Origin of the sequence: Sphingobacterium kyonggiense, from assembly GCF_039536825.1 — a bacterium.
GTDB classification, from domain to species: domain Bacteria; phylum Bacteroidota; class Bacteroidia; order Sphingobacteriales; family Sphingobacteriaceae; genus Sphingobacterium; species Sphingobacterium kyonggiense.
Map to the genome: position 1 here is coordinate 20,140 of NZ_BAAAZI010000013.1, position 22,637 is coordinate 42,776.

General features: G+C 31.8%; 14 protein-coding genes. 10 read left to right on the forward strand and 4 right to left on the reverse strand.

Annotated elements, in window-relative coordinates:
* The 9 genes from ABD676_RS16525 to ABD676_RS16565 all read left to right on the forward strand — a co-directional run bounded on the left by ABD676_RS16525 (nucleotide 1) and on the right by ABD676_RS16565 (nucleotide 13,566).
* Nucleotides 1–3,153 (forward strand): type I restriction endonuclease subunit R, encoded by a 3,153-nt coding sequence (locus ABD676_RS16525; RefSeq protein WP_344675851.1) that lies wholly within the window; start codon nucleotides 1–3, stop codon nucleotides 3,151–3,153.
* Between the two features lie 30 nt (nucleotides 3,154–3,183).
* Complete coding sequence (locus tag ABD676_RS16530) at nucleotides 3,184–4,506, forward strand: ABC-three component system protein (protein ID WP_344675852.1); 1,323 nt, start codon at nucleotides 3,184–3,186, stop codon at nucleotides 4,504–4,506.
* Nucleotides 4,490–5,197, forward strand: a complete 708-nt coding sequence (locus ABD676_RS16535; RefSeq protein ID WP_344675853.1) for an ABC-three component system middle component 1 — start codon at nucleotides 4,490–4,492, stop codon at nucleotides 5,195–5,197. The genes ABD676_RS16530 and ABD676_RS16535 overlap by 17 nt, the downstream gene beginning before the upstream one ends.
* Nucleotides 5,184–7,553, forward strand: a complete 2,370-nt coding sequence (locus ABD676_RS16540) for an AAA family ATPase (RefSeq protein ID WP_344675854.1) — start codon at nucleotides 5,184–5,186, stop codon at nucleotides 7,551–7,553. The genes ABD676_RS16535 and ABD676_RS16540 overlap by 14 nt, the downstream gene beginning before the upstream one ends.
* Before the next feature lie 475 nt (nucleotides 7,554–8,028).
* Nucleotides 8,029–8,790 (forward strand): metallophosphoesterase, encoded by a 762-nt coding sequence (locus ABD676_RS16545; protein WP_344675855.1) that lies wholly within the window; start codon nucleotides 8,029–8,031, stop codon nucleotides 8,788–8,790.
* Between the two features lie 136 nt (nucleotides 8,791–8,926).
* Nucleotides 8,927–10,855, forward strand: coding sequence for an McrB family protein (locus ABD676_RS16550; RefSeq protein ID WP_344675856.1), 1,929 nt, complete (start codon nucleotides 8,927–8,929; stop codon nucleotides 10,853–10,855).
* Nucleotides 10,842–11,756: a DUF2357 domain-containing protein gene (locus ABD676_RS16555; protein ID WP_344675857.1), complete on the forward strand. Its 915-nt coding sequence runs from the start codon at nucleotides 10,842–10,844 to the stop codon at nucleotides 11,754–11,756. Before ABD676_RS16550 ends, ABD676_RS16555 begins: the two co-directional genes overlap by 14 nt.
* Nucleotides 11,749–13,179, forward strand: coding sequence for a nuclease domain-containing protein (locus tag ABD676_RS16560; RefSeq protein WP_344675858.1), 1,431 nt, complete (start codon nucleotides 11,749–11,751; stop codon nucleotides 13,177–13,179). Before ABD676_RS16555 ends, ABD676_RS16560 begins: the two co-directional genes overlap by 8 nt.
* Nucleotides 13,180–13,230: 51 nt before the next feature.
* Nucleotides 13,231–13,566 carry a DUF3024 domain-containing protein gene (locus ABD676_RS16565; protein WP_344675859.1) on the forward strand — a complete coding sequence of 112 codons (336 nt, stop codon included), beginning with the start codon at nucleotides 13,231–13,233 and terminating at the stop codon, nucleotides 13,564–13,566.
* 104 nt (nucleotides 13,567–13,670) lie between these two features.
* Here ABD676_RS16565 and ABD676_RS16570 read toward each other — a convergent pair whose 3' ends face one another.
* A complete protein-coding gene (locus ABD676_RS16570) occupies nucleotides 13,671–14,972 on the reverse strand; it encodes an esterase-like activity of phytase family protein (protein ID WP_344675860.1) in 1,302 nt (433 codons plus the stop codon).
* Nucleotides 14,973–15,220: 248 nt separating this feature from the next.
* Here ABD676_RS16570 and ABD676_RS16575 point away from each other — a divergent pair, with 248 nt between their 5' ends.
* Nucleotides 15,221–20,041 (forward strand): RecQ family ATP-dependent DNA helicase, encoded by a 4,821-nt coding sequence (locus tag ABD676_RS16575; protein ID WP_344675861.1) that lies wholly within the window; start codon nucleotides 15,221–15,223, stop codon nucleotides 20,039–20,041.
* Between the two features lie 103 nt (nucleotides 20,042–20,144).
* Here ABD676_RS16575 and ABD676_RS16580 read toward each other — a convergent pair whose 3' ends face one another.
* From ABD676_RS16580 to ABD676_RS16590, 3 genes are all read right to left on the reverse strand, one after another.
* Nucleotides 20,145–20,621, reverse strand: a complete 477-nt coding sequence (locus tag ABD676_RS16580; protein ID WP_344675862.1) for a hypothetical protein — start codon at nucleotides 20,619–20,621, stop codon at nucleotides 20,145–20,147.
* Between the two features lie 6 nt (nucleotides 20,622–20,627).
* Nucleotides 20,628–20,972 (reverse strand): hypothetical protein, encoded by a 345-nt coding sequence (locus tag ABD676_RS16585; RefSeq protein WP_344675863.1) that lies wholly within the window; start codon nucleotides 20,970–20,972, stop codon nucleotides 20,628–20,630.
* 428 nt (nucleotides 20,973–21,400) lie between these two features.
* Nucleotides 21,401–22,174 (reverse strand): hypothetical protein, encoded by a 774-nt coding sequence (locus ABD676_RS16590; RefSeq protein ID WP_344675864.1) that lies wholly within the window; start codon nucleotides 22,172–22,174, stop codon nucleotides 21,401–21,403.
* Nucleotides 22,175–22,637: the final 463 nt, after the last annotated feature.

A 22,637-nucleotide genomic window follows, 5' to 3' on the forward strand; every position in this document is an offset into this window, starting at 1 on the left:
ATGCCAATAACCAATTATAACCTAATCGCTGAAAATACAGAATCTACTGTAGTTTCAGAATATATATCCGAATACAAAAAAGAAGTACACTATCAGTCGGAAGCTGAGTTAGAAAAGGCTTTTATTAAATTATTAAAAGCACAGGAATATGAATTTCTAACGATCCATACCAACACGGAGTTGGTCAATAATCTACGTGTACAGTTAGAAAAATTGAACGATTATCAATTTACCGAAAAGGAGTGGAAGCAATTCTTTGAATGTAAATTGTCAAATCCCAATGTTAATATCGAGGATAAAACCCGATTGATTCAAGAAGATTATATACAAGCATTACAATGTGAAGATGGGTCACTTCGTAATATTTATCTAATCGACAAAAAGAATATTCATAATAATAACCTTCAGGTTATCAATCAATATGAAACTGCTGAGGGTAATCGTGCTAATCGTTATGATGTAACTGTATTGGTCAATGGGCTACCGATGGTGCATATAGAGTTGAAGAAACGTGGTGTCTCTTTACAAGAAGCATTCAATCAGATAGATCGCTACGAACGCGAATCTTTTTGGGCAGATAGTGGCTTATTTCAATATGTCCAATTATTTGTCATTTCCAATGGGACATTGACCAAATACTATAGTAATACCACACGCTATACACATATCAAAGAAAAGGATAAACAGAGTACAAAGAAGTCGAAGACAAGCAATAGTTACGAGTTTACCTCTTGGTGGGCAGATGGTAGCAATAGGCCTATATTAGATTTGATGGACTTTGGTAAAACGTTTTTTGCCAAGCATTCAATTTTAAATATCATTACTAAATATTGTGTATTTACATCAGATAAGTTGCTTTTGGTTATGCGACCTTATCAGATTGTAGCTACCGAACGAATTTTACAAAAGATAAATGTTTCTAACAACTATAAAAAGTACGGTTCGATAGACGCTGGTGGCTTTGTATGGCACACCACTGGTTCAGGTAAGACATTGACTTCTTTCAAAACGGCACAATTGGCAAGTAAATTACCTTTCATAGAAAAAGTAATTTTCGTTGTAGACCGTAAAGACTTGGATTACCAAACAATGAAGGAGTATGATAAGTTTGAAAAAGGAGCAGCAAATAGTAATACCAATACAGCGGTACTGAAAAAGCAATTGGATGATCCGAATGCGAAAATCATTATTACCACCATTCAAAAGCTTTCTATTCTTATCAAGAAACAGAAAAATCATCCAGCCTACGGTAAACCGATAGTATTTATTTTTGACGAATGTCACCGTTCGCAATTTGGTGATATGCATGAGTCTATTACCAAGACATTCAAGAAGTATTTTCTATTTGGATTTACAGGTACGCCTATTTTTGCGAAGAACTCCAATAGTGGAGGCAAGGCGCATTTAAAGACTACCGTTCAAGCTTTTGGCTGTTATGTGCATGGCGATCCAGTGAATTGTCCTGAAGCTATGCATCAGTCCGCTATTCATACTTATACTATTGTAGATGCTATAGCAGATAAGAATGTGTTGCCATTAAGAGTAGATTACATTCGTACGATTAAGGAAAAGGAAAATATTGCAGATCAAAAAGTGCGTGATATTGACAGAGAGAAAATCCTTTTGTCTCCAAAATATATCGCTAACAATGTAAACTATATCTTAGAGCATTTTGATCAGAAAACAATGCGCAATTCCAAGCCATATTATATGACTGCTTTGGCAAATGTGCATGAAGTCGCTTCTGCAAAAGACCGAAACAAAATTGAGGAAATTAAAGAGAAAATACGGAGAAGAGGGTTTAATTCTATTTTTGCAGTTACATCCATAGATGCAGCCAAGTTATATTACGAAGAATTCAAAAGACAACAAAAAGAAGTTCCTGAGCTTCGTAAATTGAAAATTGCTACGATTTTCAGTTTTGGACAAAATGATCCTGAAGAAGATGGGGTCGAAGATGAAAACTCTGAATCAACAGAAGGGTTAAGTCCATCACATCGTGATTTTCTGGATCATGCAATTCTAGATTATAACCTAGAATTTAAGACCAATTACGATACTTCACCTGATAAGTTTCAGAACTATTATAAAGACGTTTCATTACGCATGAAAAATCGAGAAATCGATTTATTAATCGTTGTGAATATGTTTTTAACAGGATTTGATGCTACTACTTTAAATACGCTTTGGGTGGATAAGAATTTACGCATGCATGGCTTACTACAGGCTTATTCTAGAACGAATCGTATACTAAATTCGATCAAGACTTTTGGAAATATTGTGTGTTTCCGAAATCTTGAAGAGAATACAAATGAAGCTTTGGCATTATTTGTTAATAAAGAAGCTGGAGGAATTGTATTGCTCAAAACATTTGATGAATACTATTACGGGTATAATGATGGTAAGAAAGATGTTAGGGGATATGCTGAATTAGTTCAAGAATTGCTAGAGAAATTCCCTATTGGTGTTCGTATCGTCAGTGAAGAGGCTAAAAAGGAGTTTATTCGACTCTATGGTGCTATTCTTAAGTTAATGAATATTCTCCGCTCGTTTGATGAGTTTGCTGGTAAGGAGATATTATCGGATAGAGATTTTCAAGATTACCACAGTATCTACATTGAATTATACAATGAATTCAGAGGACAGGGAACAGGGGATCGAGAGAATGTGGTTGATGATATTGAGTTTGAAATGGAACTCATCAAGCAGGTTGAAATCAATATAGATTATATTTTGATGCTCATTCGTAAATACCACGAGGGGCATATGAAAGATAAAGAAATCGTTGTGAATATTCAGAAAGCAATTGATTCTAGTGTTGATTTGAGAAATAAAAAAGACTTAATCGAGAAGTTTGTCGATTCTTTGACACCATCCTCTAATGTAGATGAAGAATGGATTCAATATGTTAAAGAACAAAAAGAAGCTGAACTGAATCAAATCATTGTCGAAGAGCGATTGAAGGAAGAGGAAACGAAAACTTTTGTAGATAATTCATTTAAGAATGGTGAAATCCAATCCGCAGGTACATCTTTTGCAAAGATCTTACCGCCAGTTTCTCGTTTTACCCCAACAGGAGAACGCACATCATTAAAAGAACGTGTTTTGACAAGGTTGAAAGAGTATTTTGATAGGTATTTTAATATAAGTTAGAGCTAATTGATAATATTAACATTTTAAATAATGAGTAATAGGAATGCGACCGCAAGCTGGAGCGGATACTCACATCAAGGATTGGTTGGATTACTGGTAGCGATTAAGGAAATACGTCGATTAATTAGTGAGAATAAACAAGGTGAATTTGGAATTCATTTTTTGGAATACGAAAATAATGAAGATGTTGCAATTTCAAGGGAAGAGATGGGTTCAATAAAGGAATTATTGTCTGTACATCAAATTAAAGCATATTACTCTCAAGGTCATTTAATAAATACATATAAATCTGTTTTTACAGGTGCTCCAATTTATCAACTTGATGCTAATGGAAAACTGTCAAAAGACGATGATGGAAAGAAAATTGAAACAGGGAATTATAATCCTGGTCAATGGTGCAATGGATCAAATTATTTACATGTAGTTGAGAACATAACAAATTGGCCGACGGATAATGATTTTTCTTCTGTCGGAGGAAACCCTAATTCTATCGAAAGATTTGAATATGAAGCTGGAGTTTTTCATTGCGGTACGAATCAAATAGACCAATATATTATAGATTCTTTGAAAAGTATTGATTTTCATATGGATAATGAGGGGCTAGCTTCAATGGCTCTTAAAAGATTATGTTTTGAACTGGACTCGAAAATTAGGTCCGAACATGCAACAAAAAGCACAAAAAATGACTATGAGATTAGGTTCAGTTTTGATGATTTAATAGGAATCATAAATAGCAATATAGATGTATCAACAAATGATATTTATATCTGTAGAAAATTATTTTATGATTCATATAATGAAGCAAAAAAGAATTCATCCCTTGACGCAATTGAGTTATCAGAGATTGATAAACTTATCGATCAAATTTACCATGGTTTTTCAGATGACGATTTTTTACTTTTTATTCGACGTTTGAGTTTGAATCGAAACCCGAAGCATCAGCATAACACTCATTCCGTATTTAATCCAGACGGTTTAAAGCAAGTGTTTTTTAAATTATTATTAAATCTACCTAACATATACCCTGAAATAATGAAAGAGGAATTTACTCTTCATTACTCTTCATTGAGATATGTATTAACTACCATCATTGACGAAAAGGATGATGCAAAGGATGTAGTACAAAACATTCTTAATAATCTAGATTCTCATAAATTGCTTTGGGAAAAAACATCATTAATCAATAAAGAAATCAACGGTACATTTCATGACTTGAATCCTGATTTCTTTGATGTTCGAAAAAGTGAAGATAAAGCAATGGATTTTACTGAATTTATGCAATATAACGGTTCTACAACATTCATCTGTAGAGACACTGCCAAAATTAACTTAACCAATGGAAGCAATAATTAAAACAATTCTTACCAATAGCAATTTCATTTTTAATGAAGAAATTAATGGATTTCAGGAGGAGAATAAATCCTATTTCTTCGTTAAAACAATAGGCTCTGATCAATTAGAAAAGGTAAAGAATAAAACATTACTAAATGTGAGCGAATGGTATCGTGAGTTTTTAACTCATTTCAATCAATCGTGTTCTAAGGAAAATTATCCAGCTTTAGAGAAAAATAGTTCTCTCATTATTCTCGTTAATTCAGCTAATATTACAGTAATTGAGCGATTACAAACACAAATATTATTAATTGAAGAAGATCAGTTTTATGTTAAAAAGTATGTGATTATATATACTCCAGAAGCTTTAGGGAAAATTTCAAATTATACTTCGAACGAGCAGTTACAAGGTGCAGTAAATAACAAAATAGCTTTTCAAACCATTCTATCGAATGGTTTTAGTCAGGAACAAGAAGATTATTTATTGCTATTACAAATATTCATCAAATTGCCATTCTTGACGTTGAAATTTAATGAAGATGAATTTATCACTTTAGAAGAAAAACTGAAGAAAAAATTAGATGATGATTATTCTATATTTCAAGAACTATTGAAATCTGATGAACAAATTCGGAATCTCGATTTTTCATCTATTGAAAGTGAATCTGAAATTAATAACCTAATTACCTTACTGACAAATGATCCGAATTAAAAAACTCTTGATTTACAATTTCAAAGGAGTCAAAAAGCAATTAATAATTGATTTTCAGAAAGCCGGTAATCATAATCAGATACTTTCTGGCCCTAATGGTTTTGGAAAGACCACAATTTTTGAAGCATTAGAACTTTGTATCACGGGTAAATTTGATCGGGTTCAAGCGTTTAAAGATGTACAGTTAAAAACCAAAGGTAGAAACAAACCCTTCTTTCAGAATACTGATGGAAAAAATGTTATAATTAAGTTACTCATTGAAAAGGATCATCAAGAAATAGTCATAACAAAATTATACGATGACGTAAATTCACCTAAACGAGCGACTATTGCTAAAGATTTTATTCCTGAAGATTCACATAGTTTTTTCTTTACATCTCTTACTGAAAGTAGTCATGACTTTGAGTCATTGGCTGTTGATAGTAATAATTTGGTTGATCAATCAAAAATTAACGAGCTATTTCTTGGTAGAGATGCTAAGGTGGGTTTAGATTCGATTTATTATCTTTTTAACTACATTCAGCAGGAGGAAAGCATTCGTTTCTTAAAACAACGTGAAGATACTAAAGGGTCTTCACTAGCTTTTTTATTTAATATTGAAAAAGAAGAAAGTGAGCAAATTAAATTAAACGCAATAGTAGATAATTTCAGAAATCAGAAAAGTACTATTGATGAAGAAATTAAAAGACTAGAGTCATCACAATCTGAAGGACAGAATCTTGAATATAAAAGGTTGTTTGGGCAAAAAGAAATCGCTTTTGATAAGCAAGAACCTTTTGAAAAATTGACAGATGCAATTGCATTATTTCCTACATACATCGAAGAACTCGATAAGCTAATAGTTTTTAAAACAAATTTTGACATCGATGAATATAGAAAATCATTGTTTTATGATGCGATTAATAATCAAATTTTACCGAATGATGCTTTACTGAATTCTTTACTTATTTCAAATATTTATGACGTAAGTTTAATAGATAAACTCAATGAAAAAAACTCGAAAATAGTTCAATACAACAAACTTAGAGATTTAAAGGAAGACCTAATTATTTCAAAAGAAACCGTTCAGGAATTCTTTAATGATGAGCAAAAAGGGAAGTATGCCGTGCTAGAAAACAAATTTATAGGTATTAATAAAGATTTAGGTGAAATCGGTTTAATACTATCCAATTTAATTTTAGCAAATGAAACTGTATGGACTCATTACCAAGGTTCATTAAGAAATAATCAGCTATCTGAGAGTCATTGCCCTTTTTGCAACTCTAAATTCACTGGTATACAAGAGCTTACTGATTCGTATGAAAAGCAAATAGAAAATCTAAAGAAATTCAATCAAAACAAAATTGATGAAAAACAAAAAATAATTGAGGAATTAAAGGAATTTCATCAAATTATTAAAATCAAAATTAATGACTATTTAAAAGAAAACACAACAACTGATACATCGATTATTACACTTCTACGCAATTATCCAAATTTACAGAGCAATATAGATCGTATAAAAGAGAGTTTGTTAAGAGCAGAGTTTGGCTTTTCAGAGGAAATCTTCTTAACTCTTTTACCAAATGAAATATCAGAGCTGGATACTAAGAAAATCGAACTTAAACATTTTTTAGAAAACGATTTACTGCGCCGGTATAGATATGATATACAAAAAATCAGTAATAAGGAGTTATACTCAACATATTTTGATAGTAATGAGGAGATACTAAAATTAATTTCGATTGATTTACTTGAACAAAAAAAGCAATATCTACAATTAAAATTGCAATTAATCTCAAGCGAAAGGCTTTCTTTTTTAAGGGAAAGATCAGGCAAACTTATAAAAGTATTTGATCGCTTAGAAAAGTTAAACAAAAGTCTCTATAAGACAATTAAAGATCATAAGGTAGAGATGATTGAAAAGATAAAAATCCCATTCTTTATATATTCAGGTAAAATTTTACAAAATTACCAACAGGGATTCGGAATTTTTATTGATATTTTGCCAACTGGACAACGTAACAATGTTGTTTTAAAAACTGGTAAAGATTCAGATCACGATATTGTATTTCATTTGAGTGCTGGACAGATGGCTGTTGTTTCTTTAGCCTTTTGTTTGTCTCTAAATAAAGTGTACAACACAAATAAGAACTTTAAATTATTAGCTATTGACGACCCGATTCAAACAATGGATAATCTAAATGTACACTCTTTTATCGAGCTTCTCAGAAACGAATTTTCGGATTATCAGATAATCCTTTCAACACATGATGATTTTATCTCACGCTACATGAGTTATAAATTTGAAAAGTTTAATATTAAAACATCGATTCAAAATGTACAGGATTTAGTGTTAGAAGGTTCGATGAATTAAATTATAGCTTTTTTCAGTTTTACTGACTACAAATAACAATTTGTAGTCAGTAAAATTTGAAAAGTAAAGAATGTAGAATTAATATATGAGGCGTGTAATCAGTTGTTTATGAAATTAATAAACTAATTTGTAGTCATGTAGTCACGTAGTCAGGACTTTTTCAAAACTTTTCAAGTGTTATAAATGAGAGCGTTTTAAATTTATGGTGAAATAACAGGTGAGATAACTACTGATATAAATTTTGGATAATAGTTGATTACATTTTGTCCAACAGCTTTAAACATATACACCTTTAGTACATGTTGTTGTTTTGTAACATATTGTAAATCATTGATTTATTTATGATATTTACTTTTTGTATCGGGAAGTAGTAGTTTATTATAGGATAATGCTACTTACAATTAAGATGTAATCTTTATATGTTGGTCTATGTTCGATTTTTATTGGTGTTTTATTTGAAATTTTATTGTGATTTATGAAAATTCAGGTAATCAGTGATTTGCATCAAGAATTTGGAATGTCAGAGCTTTCTTTTGATCAAGCTGATGTAGTGGTACTTGCTGGTGATATAAACCTTGGTACAAAGGGCATAGAGTGGATTCAAAAGAAAATTAAAAACAAACCTGTTCTTTATGTGCTTGGCAATCATGAGTATTACAAAGGTTCTTACCCGAAAACACTAAATAAAGTTAAAGCAATAGCCGAAAACTCCAATGTGCATTTGCTGGAAAATTCATTTATTGATATCGATGGTATTCGATTTCATGGCTGTACCTTATGGACAGATTTTTCCATATTTGGTGATCCAATTCATTACGGTATTATTTGTCAGGGATCGATGAATGATTATAAAATGATTAAGCGTGATCCTTCCTATTCTAAAATGAGGACTGTAGACATTTTTAAAATTCATCAAGCTTCCAGATTATGGCTAGAACAAAGTTTAGAGAATTCGGATAGGTCTAAAAATATTGTTGTAACCCATCATGCACCAAGTTTGCAATCAGTTCCTGAGCAGTATAAAAATAACCCAGTAACTGCTGCATATGCTTCCAATATGGAAGAGTTTATTTTAAAACATCAACCTGATTTTTGGATTCATGGTCATATTCATACACCTTCTCGATATCATATAGGTAAAACAGAGATTATTTGTAACCCTCATGGATATATTGATGAGCCTTTTAATGGGTATGAGAGGGAGTTGATTGTTGAGGTTCTTGGTTTAAGACGATGATACACTTTATTTAATTCTAATATTTGTATTATTGTGTTTCGTTAGATATTTCAAAGAAATATTCTTTTAAGCAATAAGATATCAATAAGTTTTTGATTAATAGGATTATTAAACAACCAATTATTATACTATTAAAATGTCAAATATTATTAAAGAATTTACTCGTAAAGATATTATTGATGCAGTTTCCTTTTTGGATAATCATCCAGAGGAATTTAAAGGTCGAGGTTCATCGACATATGATCTTGTTTATGAAGGGAAATTTTACCCTCCAATTTTAGTTTTATCAAAAGCTAATCAGTTGAACGGAGGATCAGAACTATTACTCAGCGATTTTAATAATAGTACTGAGAGGGCATTCAAGAATTTAGTGGATTTGGGATTTACAATAGATTCTAAAGAAAAGAAAAAAGTTTTAGATACATCTAGAAAAGTTTGGATAGAGAAAACAATTACTAATAATAGGGCGGATAGACTTGAAGGTGATAGGGCATTGGGAAAGGCTTTATGGTCTCCCCAAAAGGACAAAAGAGGTGCGAAAATTTATGAAAATATGCTTAAAGTTGATGAAGGGGATTTTGTTTTGCATCTAATTGATAATAGTTATTTTTCAGGAATATCATTTGTTGCAAAGAAAGCAATAAAGACCGAAGGCATAAAAGGAACGGATTGGGAGGGTGATGCCTATTTAATTGAATTAAAGAATTACACTAAATTTTCAAAACAATTAAATAGAGATGCTATTTTGAATCCAAGAAATGAAAGGAAATTACTTTCTATTAAAAATAACGGTGAAGTTTTTTATGACTCTAATTTGTCTCTAAGGCAAGGTGCTTACCTCACGCCCTGTAGTTTTGAATTATTAAACCTAATAAATAATGAATATTTTGAGTTAACCCAAGAAAATATTCCATTTATCAATGATTACTTTGATATGAATAAAAATGATTATCTAGCTTTGAATTTATTGAAATTCCAGGAATCTTTGTTACACTCCAACCTCCAATTTAATCAAAACATAGTTAAACGATTTATAGCATCGCTAATTACCAAACCCTTCGTTATTTTAACAGGTTTAGCAGGTTCAGGCAAAACTAAATTAGCCCAATCATTTATTCAATGGATTTGTGAAGATGAAGAACAATATAAGATTGTTCCTGTGGGTGCTGACTGGATTAATCGTGAACCACTTTTGGGTTATCCAAATGGCTTAAAGGACGAAGAATATGTACTCCCAGACAATGGTGTTTTGCAACTGATTATAGCTGCAGCAAAAGAAGAAAATAAAGATAAACCTTTTTTTTTAGTTTTAGATGAAATGAATTTATCTCATGTTGAACGATATTTTGCAGACTTCTTAAGTATTATGGAATCTAACGATTCTATTAAATTATATACAGGAATAGAGAGAAGATCATCGGATATTGATGAAGTACCAAGAACTATTTCTTGGCCTAAAAATTTATTCATTATAGGAACGGTTAATATAGACGAAACTACCTATATGTTTAGTCCTAAAGTATTGGATCGTGCCAATGTGATTGAGTTTAGAATGGATGAAATGGATTTAAATAATTTTCTTTCAAATCCTTTGAAAGTAGATTTATCGCAATTGGTAGGGCAAGGTAGTTCTATGGCTTCAAGTTTTCTTACATTATCTCAAGAAACTCAAACAATTCCAGATTTAGACCTAAATAATATATTATTAGCATTCTTCAAAGAATTAAAAGCTATAGGTGCGGAATTTGGATACCGTTCAGCTTTTGAAATTCATTTATTATTTGCTCAATTGTCTAAACTTGATCCAACTTTATCAACAAATGATAAGATTGATTTTGCAGTAATGCAAAAATTATTACCAAAATTACATGGTTCTCGTTCAAAAATTGTAAAATCATTAGAAGCTTTAATGAAGTTATGCCTAAATGATTCGAAAAATTTAGATTTATCCAAATTGATTTATGTTGAAACTACAAACATTAAATACAAAGTTTCTTTCGAAAAATTGAAACGAATGCATATTAATGCTATAAATAACGGTTTTACGAGCTATGCTGAAGCATAATCAAAAGTTTTTAAGTTTTAATTTAAATGTGGTAGAAGAAGGATTAACTTTGGAAATATTTCCAGAGCAACAATCTCGTTTGCGATCAATAGAGAAAACTATTGCTGAAGAATTTAATGAAAGTCCATATCAATTATTTGAAGGACATACCTATGAGTATGAATTCCAAGGGAATAATAAAGAGCTTTATCGTTTAGAATCTAAAATAAAAGGAATTGTTATAACTTCAAATCGTCACCAGTATAGAGGAAGATTAAGTCCTAATATATACGTTGGTAAGCTACAGCTGCAGATTGTAAATACACAAACGAGCAAAGATTTTCCTTTATCATTAGAAGTTATTGCAACAAAATTTAATAAAAAGGAAGATAAATCTTATCGTGAAAATTATCGCAAAATGTTAGAGGACATAACCGATAAATGTACCGATTTGATGATGCAAGTTAATACACCAGTAACACAGACAATTGCAATCGATTACTCTGCTGACTCAAGAACGATTTATCAACGTTTTTGTTTCGTAAAGTCATTCTTGGATACAACTGAATTTGAAGAAGCTATTTTGCGTATCATTTCCAATCCATCAACGCTTTGGAAGACAAAGGAAACTTCAATAAAATCATCGCAAATTAAACGAGTAGACCGTTCAGTAACGAAACAGTTAATCTCTGCTACGAATCGAATAGATTGTTCTGATTTGAAGTATTTAACCGAAGTTGGTCTTAACAATATCCCATCACGAATTCAGTCAACTACTAAAGTTAGAAGTGTAGACACCACTGAAAATCGTTTTATAAAGCATGTCCTAGGTGTATTTCTAAACTTTGTAGAGGATTGCCAATCTGTTTTTCTTGTAAATAATGGTTTTGATTTTGCTCACAAAGAGGAGTTTATTGATTGAAAAGATAAGCTCTTATTTATCGTATGCATTTTTTAGTGAAGTTTCTGAAGCCTTAACTTTAAAATTAAATAGTCCTCTACTACAAAAGAGAAGTGGCTATCGAGAAGTTTTGAACCGTTGGTTACAATTTGATTTAGCATCCAGACTCATTTGGCAAGGAGGGGAAGATGTATATGAAGCTGGAAAAAAAGATATTGCTAAATTATATGAATATTGGTTGTTTTTTCAATTATATGAATTAATCATCCAGAAATTTAACCTTCAAATTTTTCAAACTCAAAATTATGAGCATTTGTTTGAAGTTGATGAGACGGGTTTATCTTTAAAATTAAAATCTGGAAAAGAATTAATAATAAAGGGTGAAACTAATTTTGAATCCCGTAATTTAACTGTTAGATTTAGTTATAACAGAACGTTTACTGGAGGTGTAAAATATCATTTAGGCGAGCCGGGTAGTATAACTACAACATTGCGACCTGATTATACTTTAAGTATATGGCCAAGTTCTTTTTCAGAAAATGAAGCAGAAAAAGAAGAAGTAATTACTCATATTCATTTTGATGCTAAGTATAAAATTCAAAATTTAAGAGATCAGTATACAGAAAATGTCGAAGAACATATATTAAATCGTATAGATGAGAGAGAGCGTAAAGGTACTTTTAAGAATATAGATGTCCTTAAAATGCATACCTATAAAGATGCCATACGCAGAACTGGAGGAGCATATATTTTATATCCGGGCAGCAATGAGAAGTGTTTCAAAGGTTTCCATGAAGTATTGCCTGGATTAGGAGCATTTAGTATTAGTCCCTCAAAATACGATACTGGAATAAATAGTTTAAGTGAATTTTTAGATAAAGTGATCTTACATTTGATCGATCGCACGACTCAAAGAGAACGAATAAATAATGTGTCCAATCAGATTTTGAAAGAACCTAATTTAACATATGGGAACTCTTTAAAAACAATTCCTGTACATTTAGAAAGACAGAAGATAGATATATTAAATACTTATGTTTTAGTTGGATATTCACGTTCTGAACAACATTTAGAGTGGTGTATCAAAAATGGTATTTATAACTTTAGAATGAATGACAATGTTGGCTCATTAGAATTAACTAAAGAAGTTGTTCAGGCAAAATATCTCTTATTAAGGGAAAGTGGTAGAGATATTGCAACTAAATTATATAGGATAACAAGTAAAGGACCTAAGGTTTATTCGAATTCTAAGTTGCTAGAACTAGGATATGATAATCCTTCCCAATCTGAATATTTAGTGGTGACTATAGAACCATGTACTGATTGGAATGATTTGGAGGTTTCTTTTAAAGACTTGGATGAATACAAAAACATTAATGCTTCAATCTATTCAAAACCTGCTATTCCTTTTGTTGTAACTTTAGATAAAATTTTAATTTTGTAAATTCAATGGAATCTAACAAAACCCATATTGCCAACCACAAAAAATTAAAACATGCCCACACTCACACCCGAAGACCAAATAAAAAACTTTGTCGAGCAAAAACGACCAAAAGACTTAGAAATCAGGAAGCAAATTGACCTTGGATATTCCTGGGATGGTCGTACAGCAATATTTTTTGAGATCAGACCGCATTGGAACGATCCATCAATTATCAGAGAAAATCCAATAGCAAAAATAGTATTTATTAAAACCACGCAAATCTGGAAACTATACTGGATGAGGAGTACAGGAAAATGGGAATCTTATATGCCGAAGAAAGAAGCAAAAACCATTAAAACATTATTATCCGCAATCCAAGAAGATAAGTTTAGATTGTTTTTCGGATAATTTGCACATAAAACAATTCTAAAAAAATCACCATATTAAAAAGCCGTATCCAAACAAACATCAGATACGGCCTTTCTTGTTTTATATCAAAAAATAAACTTTCCTTACTTCATTTTTATAAAGTACAATCTATTTCTATCCACATTTTTGGTTAGAGGCAACATCTTCTGAGCAAAACCACTTTTTCCATTATCCACCACACCAAAATCATCATCATTGGAAATAACTAAAATATTCCCTTTAACCATGGTTAATCCTTCTGCTTTATCGTGTGGATATACCGAAGGTAAATCCTTCAACAAATCAAAAGTTAAAGTTTTTGTAACCGGAGTAATACCAGCAGCAGTCAATCCAGCTAGATCCTTTAATTCCTCAACCGTTTTACCATTAAACAATTTACCGATGGCAGCGTTCGCAGCATCTGAAATATCTGTCGCTTTGCTGATATCGATTTTAAACACCTTTTTAAATTGCGCTGGACTATTGGTATCACCACCATAAAGTCCATCACGCTCCAAAGTCAAGAAGGTAGTACTGCTTAGTGCCAGGATTTCACTTACACCTGTAAGAGAAGCGTTGTCCATCAAATAAGCATATTGTTTAGTAGCACCAGAGGCGATGTCAAACGTTAAGATACGAATCACAACGGATCCGGACATAGCAGCTGAACTTGGATTGTATATAGGTGATTGCATGATACCTACTAAAGTTTTGCCATCAGGAGTGATGGTTAAACCTTCCATACCACGGTTAGCACGACGTTTGGCAAAGACAGTTGGAATTTTACGACCTCCAAATCCTGAACCAAATGGGTTGATACGCTCGATTGTCTTACCATTGGCATCCGTATGCAAGATGTGAGGACCGTATTCATCTGAAATCCAAAATGTGCCATCAGGAGCAATGACCAAGCCTTCAGAATCAATGCCATCTGCAGATGGCGTTAGTTGTTTTCCTGTCAAATCGAATGGTACTTCACCAGTAGATCCCATTCCTGCAGGATTCGGTACCCCATTTAATTTAGCGCCTTTTTCATTTTTCAATTCAATTACTTGCTCCAGCACTAGTTTGCCATCTTTCAATCTGAATTTCCCAATTTGAGGAGTAAAATCAGTCTTACCGATGATAATGGAGTTTTTTGCTTGGCCAGCAACATTGGATCCACGGTCGGTCATCATGTAGAAAACCTCCGGATCGTTCGGATCTGTGGCAACTGCAGAACCAAAACCTCCATTGTAAACTTTCACTCCATCTGCAGTGGTCATCAGCACTGGAGGCGTTTCAACTTCTGCCATTTCTGGATAGTTTACTTCTTTTGGTTTGTTAGGATCTTGATCCTTGTTACAGGATGCAAATGCTGCTACTAAGGACAAAGCAGCTGTTAGTGTTAAGATTTGTTTTCTCATTAATAAAGCTTAATAAATTGGCACAAATAAAGAAGTTGAATGTGAAGCTCGTGTTAAGCTTAAGTGAAGTTTTTATCTTTAATTGAAATTTATTCTTTAGGTATTTTAGGTTATTATTTAAAGTTATTTTCACATCAAATGCGTAATAATATACTTTCTATAAAAGTTTTTTATTACTTTCATAATTGACATCTATCATTAGATTAAAAACCAACTAGCAAAATTATCTTTCCTAAATTAAATTGGAAATGCTGGCATTTATAGATACCGAAATTGATCCTAAAAGTAATCGAATCCTTGATATTGGAAGTATTAAGGATGACGGAAACTCTTTCCATCATCCTTCTGTTGAGTCATTTACTCAATTTATAAAAGGAAGTCGATTCGTTTGTGGACATAATATCATAAATCATGATATTTTATATATCGGTAATGCGATAAATCTAGCCGGAATTAATGTTGACTCCGTTATTGATACGCTGTTTTTATCCCCATTGCTTTTTCCTACAAGTCCTTATCATGCTTTAGTAAAAGATGACAAGCTTCAAACTGATGAATCCAACAACCCTTTAAATGATGCAATAAAAGCTAAAAATCTATTTTATGATGAGGTTAATGCTTTCAATAGGTTAGAAAAACCCTTTCAACAGATTCTTTATTTATTATTAAAAGATCAAAAGGAATTTGCTGCATTCTTTAAATTTATTAAAATCCAATCTTATTATCTCAATTTAGCTGATCTTATTAAGACCGTATTTCATAATGAAATTTGTGACCATGTTGATTTAGAGAACTTTATTCTTAATAAACCTATTGAATTAGCCTATTGTCTTGCTCTCATTAATTCCTTTTTTCAGCATAGTAAAGTTAATTCAATTACCCCTCGATGGTTATTAAAAAATTATCCGGAAGTTGAACAATTGATGACTTTGCTAAGAAGCAAGCCTTGTGTAAGTGGATGCGCATATTGTAATCGTGTTTTAGATCCTATTCTTGCCTTAAAGAAATATTTCGGATATGATTCCTATCGAACCTTTGCAGGAGAGGCTTTGCAGGAAAAGGCTGTTCAGGCTGCTATAGATAACAAATCAATTCTCGCTATTTTTCCTACAGGAGGAGGAAAGTCGATAACATTTCAAGTTCCAGCATTATTGAGCGGAGAAACTTCTAAAGGACTTACTGTAATTATTTCTCCTCTACAGTCATTAATGAAAGATCAGGTTGACAATCTAGAAAAGAATGGGATTACCGACGCAGTTACCATTAATGGTTTATTAGATCCTATTGAAAGAGCAAAATCATTTGAACGAGTAGAAAATGGCTCGGCCTCTCTTTTATATATTTCCCCTGAATCATTACGTTCAAAATCTATTGAACGTCTAATTTTAGGAAGAAAGATTGCTCGGTTTGTAATTGACGAAGCCCATTGCTTTTCCTCTTGGGGACAAGATTTCCGGGTGGATTATTTATATATTGGAGATTTTATTAAATCTATTCAAGAAAAGAAAAATTTAGATAATCCCATTCCAGTATCTTGTTTTACCGCCACAGCAAAGCAAAAAGTAATCGAAGATATTCAAGAATATTTTCAAGAAAAACTGTCAATTGACCTTAAATTATTCACTTCAAATGCCTCAAGGACAAATCTTCAATATAAGGTATATGAAAAGAATGATGAAAACGATAAGTACCAAACCATACGAGATTTAATTGAACAAAAAGATTGTCCAACCATTATATACGTTTCGAGAACAAAGACTGCTTATAAACTTGCTGAACGATTGAATAATGATGGTTTTAATGCAAAAGCTTACCATGGTAAAATGGAGAAGCAAGAAAAAACCGAAAATCAGAATTCTTTTATCAATGGAGATACTCAGATAATGGTTGCCACATCTGCCTTTGGAATGGGGGTTGATAAAAAGGATGTAGGCTTAGTCATCCATTTTGAAATTTCAGATTCACTCGAAAATTATGTTCAAGAAGCTGGTAGAGCAGGTAGAGATGAAAATATTACCGCCGATTGTTTTGTACTGTTTAATGAGGAAGATCTTAGCAAACATTTTATTCTACTTAATCAAACGAAACTTAGTATTAAGGAAATCCAACAAATTTGGAGAGCCATAAAAGATATTACAAGATTTAGAAGTACTGCGTCAAACTCGGCACTAGAAATAGCTAGGAAAGCCGGTTGGGATGAAAATGTATTAGACATCGAAACACGTGTTACTACTGCTATTGCTGCATTGGAAGAGGCCGGGTACCTCAAACGTGGACAAAATATGCCTCGTGTATTTGCAAATAGTATACTTTCTAAAAATGTTAATGAAGCAATAGAAAAAATCAATTCTAGCAATAGATTTATCCAGAGTCAAAAACAAAATGCTATCCGTATTATTAGAAAACTCTTTTCGAGTAAAAATAAAAAGAATAGTAGCGAAGAAGTAGCAGAATCTAGAATAGATTATATCAGCGATCATTTGGGAATAGTGAAAGATGAGGTGATAACCATTATCAATCTTTTACGAGAAGAACGGATTTTAGCCGATTCAAAGGATTTGAATGCTTTTATCAAAAAAGGTGAACATAAAAACAGATCGCTTCAAATTGTTGAAGAATTCAGTAAAATTGAGAATTTTTTAATCCGATATATTGATTTGGAAGAAAAGATATTCCATCTTAAAGAGTTAAATGAATTAGCCGAAAAAGAAGGATTAACGGATATTTCCTCCAATAAGCTTAAAACGATTTTCAATATTTGGGCTATAAAAAATTGGATCAAAAGAAAAAACCTAAGTTCTAAGAATCACATTGCTATTATCTCTTTATTAGATTCAGGTGTATTAAAAGAAAAACTTGCTAAAAGACAAATGTTAGCTAGGTTTATCATTGATTTTCTATATGAAAGAAGTCGTAGGCATTTGGACCAAAGTGAAAGTGAAGAGGTACTAGTCGAGTTTTCTGTTCATGAATTAAAGAATAGGTATGAAAGTTCAAACGAGTTATTTAAAATAGAATGCTCAGTTGAAGATATTGAGGATACACTATTTTATTTATCTAGAATCGAAGCTATAAAAATTGAAGGTGGATTTTTAGTACTATATAACCGTCTTACAATTGAACGTAAAGAACAAAACAATAAGAAACAATACACAAAAGATGATTATCAAAAGCTATATGAATTCTATGAGAATAAAATACAACAAATTCATATCGTAGGGGAATATGCCAAAAAAATGCTTGAGGACTATAAAAGTGCTTTACAATTTGTAGATGATTATTTTAAATTAAACTATTCATCATTTTTAAATAAGTATTTCAAAGGAAGTCGGCAAAATGAAATCAAGAGAAATATTACACCTTCTAAGTTCAAAGAGCTATTTGGCGAATTATCACCTGTGCAATTAAAAATAATAAATGATAAGGATAGTAAATATATTGTTGTAGCAGCGGGTCCTGGAAGTGGAAAGACCAGAATTTTAGTCCATAAATTGGCTTCTCTACTTCTTATGGAGGACCTAAAGCATGAACAATTATTAATGATAACATTTTCTCGAGCTGCTGCTTCTGAATTCAAGAAGCGCCTTCTCAAATTAATTGGTAATGCTGCAAATTTTATTGAAATCAAAACTTTCCATTCTTACTGTTTTGATTTGTTGGGTAGAATAGGAACCTTGGATAAAGCAAAAGACGTAATTAATAAAGCAATTGAAAAAATAAATAACAAGGAAGTTGAGGTTAGTCGGATAACGAAAGCTGTTTTGGTAATTGATGAAGCTCAAGATATGGATGAAAATGAATTCGAGCTAATTAAATCCTTAATGCAGCACAATGAAGAAATGAGAGTAATTGCAGTTGGTGATGATGACCAAAATATTTATGGATTTAGAGGAGCTAATTCTAAATATTTGCAACAAATAATATCGAATTATCAAGCTGAAAAATATGAGTTGGTAGAAAATTATCGAAGTAAAAGCAACCTGGTAGCTTTTTCTAATCAATTTGTAAATAATATACAAAATAGATTAAAGAGTAATTCCATTATACCAATGCAAAATGAAAATGGAAAATTTAAAGTCACCCAATTCCAAAGCGAGAATCTAATATATCCTACAGTTCAAGATATCATAAGTACCGATCTTATTGGTACCACATGTGTATTAACAAAAACTAATGATGAGGCATTGCAGGTTACAGGCATGTTATTGAAAAATAATATTAAAGCAAAGTTAATTCAATCAAATGAAGGTTTTAGTCTTTATAATTTATTGGAAATCCGTTTTTTCATGGATCAATTAACATCAAACAATCAAGTTTTTACAATCAGCGATGAGGCATGGTTATCTGCTAAAAAAGAAGTTTACAGAAAGTATAAAATGAGCTCCAAGTTGGAGATCCTAATAAACCTGATTAAGGATTTCGAACTCTCAAATCCGAAAACTAGATACTATTCTGATTTATTAGTGTACATCCATGAATCTAAACTTGAAGATTTTATGGCTGAAAATGGAGAAACAATTCTTGTTTCTACTATTCATAAAGCAAAGGGAAAGGAATTTAATAATGTTTTTCTTATGCTAAATAAATATAACCTATTAAATGATGAAGAAAAAAGACTGTTATACGTTGCTCTGACTAGAGCAAAATCTAATTTGTCAATCTATGTGAATAACCCAATCTTTCAGTCTATAAAAATTGATAACTTAACTATTATTGAAGACAGGGAAACCTATCAACCATCAAATGAAATAGTTTTTCAATTGACATTTAAAGATATCTGGCTTGATTTTTTCAAAAACAAACAACATTTAATTGATAAACTTATTAGTGGGGATTCTTTACAAGTGAACGAAGTAGGTTGCAATGATTTAACTGGTTTACCAATACTTAAATACTCTAAACAATTCTTAAATCAAATTGAGAATCTTAGATCAAAAAATTACCATTTAAAATCTGCAAAAATCAATTTTATAGTCTTTTGGAAGAATGAAGAGCTGGATAAAGAGTATCAAATTATTTTACCAGAAATATCCTTTATAAAATCAATAGAAAATCGCTCAATTAATTAGACTCAGCCATAGATTAGAAACATTTCAACATAATTATAATTCTAGTTATTATCATCTAATTCAAAACCATTCTTCCTTACAATCCGAGTCTCAAACCCTCCCTTTAAGATTCCCCCAAATATCTATTTCTAATGAAAGTTGCATCCCAAATATTCTCACCTTCGGAGAGTTCTAAGTACTGAGCGGCTTGATGAAAAACAAAATCCTCAAGAGCATCCTCTGGATCAAATATAGCTTCGCCAGATGCTTCAGCTATTTCGCCTTCACTAATAACCATATGGCTAACCAATTCACCTTGTTCATATTTATCCAAATAATAGGTGTCGGACACATCGGAGATTATAAAATGAATGATTTCCAAATCGGTTGGGGGAGGATGTATACCATCCATTAAATCAAACAAGAGAAATACACCCGAACCTGTTTGCAAAACATCAAGTCTTTCCTTTGGACGCTGACTGCTACTAGCCTCCTCAAAATCGATCTCTTTTTCAAACACATATTTATCCCCTAAGATTGCCTCTAAGGTCTCTTGAGTCGGCGTACCTTTAATAACTAAACCTGCAATGTTATAACCCATAATAATTTAGTTTATGTCCTCAATATCTTTGTAGATCTTATCCTCAGAACCAATTAATGCCATCAAGTCCTTCCTTAAAGCAATTTCTAATATCTCCCGTTTTATTGCCTCGATATCATCATAATCAATGTCTATGGATAAAACAGACCCATGATGATTAAAAATCAAGTAATGTCCCCAAACCATCTTATTGGGTAATTCCGGGAATTTAGTTTTTATTTCCTCTTCTGTTTCTTTTAATATCTCGGCGCATTCCGTTTCCTTTTCTTCAACGTCTGATACGGCTAACCAAGTTTTACGGTGAGAAGTGCTAAGAAGATGTTTCTCTGCTATGCTGATGTAATACTTCATGATGGATGCTTATTATTTCTATTTAGTGAGATATATGTGATGACTTTCGGATTCAAAAATGATGATCATAAGTCTATTTCTTATGCTTGTTCTAATTCAGTAGTCCTATAAAAATAGATTAAACTGAACAAATAAAATATACCTCCTATGAGCAAACAAATAAGAAAAGTTTTCCAAAGACTAATATGCCAACGGTAAAGCATTATATTAGCTGGAATGACGACAATTAAAATTCCAATTAGATTACTTATTATGGAAATATTCTTTGGTTTTAACTGCACTCCACATGAATAACATGGCCACATAGAATACTTTGACATCCAAAATAAATGTCTTACATGTTGCCTATTATGACAATTTGGACATTGGAAGTGTCTATTGTTTTTGAACATTTCAAATTATCGGAATTAGTTATAATCTTAAAATAATTATATTTTTTCAAAATAACGTCCTTTTAATTGATATTTAATGCGTTTATCGGTCACTTTACCATCCGCTTGGATTAAAGGTAAACTGATAACCTTATGTTTACTATCGTATTCAATCATTGTTTGTTCCATTGGAAGGTCTGAATTGGACTCTTTCGTTTGATCAACTTCGTAGCCCAATTGGTTTCGAATTCCCGTTTTGGTCTTGATTAACTTCGCATCGCTGTTTAAGGATTTATCATCGATGCTAAATACCTTCATGCTATGGTAGCTCAATGCAGAGCTTAGTAGCGCAATTTGATAACCTAAATAGTAGTCTTTATTTCCGACATGAACAACATTAACAGTTCTGAAAAATACCCCTGGATCACCTTCTTCGTTCTTGTCTTTTTCAGATAATACCTGATTACCGGCTTTAAATTGAAAAAGATTCTTATAAAAATGCATACTTCCTCCTGTTAGAGTATTCCAGGTATAGATTCTAAATTTTCCGTTTGGAGCAGAAGAAATATGTAATCCTTTATCAACTAAAGATTTAAAAGGATGATTTAAGCTGGCCGCATGTTTAGAAGTGACCTGAAAGAGCATCTTCTCAAAATTCTGATTTGCAGCTAATAAAGAATCGAGGGAATAATCTTGTCCACGACCATCACTAGCCCAATATTGGATTCTTGAAAATGATTTCAATAAATCCGCTTCCACGGAGTTCATATTTTGAGCAAACAAAACACTAATAGTAAACACGGATAGGATAGTGGCAATCAATTTTTTCATCTGTTCTATTTATAATTCAAACGTTCAATTTCTTTAAAATGTTTTCTAAAGTTAAAATTATTTACTTTCGATTATTTTGAAAACAGCATGAATAGAATGATTTGACTGTATTTGACACATTTTGAAAGAAAATGACTGTTCAATATGAAAAGATGATCATCTGCAAGTCTGAATAAATTATCCACCCTGAGCTTGTTGGAGATTATAATCCTTCCTGTATAACGGCAAAAAGGAAAGTATACTTGTGTTTAAACGTATTTTATCCAAATGAACCCAATTAGCAAAGGACACAATATTGACGCAATTTCTGTTGTTTTTAGATTATTTCTTGGCTATCACCTATTTTCAAGATTAGGTTTTCTTTTGTCTTTCGTCTGTTGTCTAATTGTCCGTTCCTGAAAATGGTTTACAAAATCCGAACAATTAAAACGTAAATTTAACGACATGAGTAAACCGACAAAAA